A 211-nucleotide genomic window follows, 5' to 3' on the forward strand; every position below is an offset into this window, starting at 1 on the left:
TTTCGAGGGGCTCGAGGACTGGCGCAACGCACAACAGACACGGCACAGGTTGAGCGAACTGCTCACTGTGGCGGTGTGTGCGGTGCTCAGCGGTGCGGACGACTTCGAGGAGATCTCGCAGTGGGGGCGCGCCAAGCTGCCGTGGCTGCGGGGTTTCCTGCGGCTGGACTACGGCGTGGCCTCGCCCGACACCTTCGAGCGGGTGCTCGCG

1 protein-coding gene is annotated in these 211 nt (G+C 67.8%); it reads left to right on the forward strand.

The window, feature by feature from the left end; all coding sequences use genetic code 11:
- A partial coding sequence (locus DNK49_RS23855; RefSeq protein WP_133255205.1) for a transposase family protein occupies positions 1-211 on the forward strand: 211 nt, incomplete at both ends.

This window comes from Parazoarcus communis SWub3 = DSM 12120 (assembly GCF_003226565.1).
Taxonomy (GTDB): domain Bacteria; phylum Pseudomonadota; class Gammaproteobacteria; order Burkholderiales; family Rhodocyclaceae; genus Parazoarcus; species Parazoarcus communis.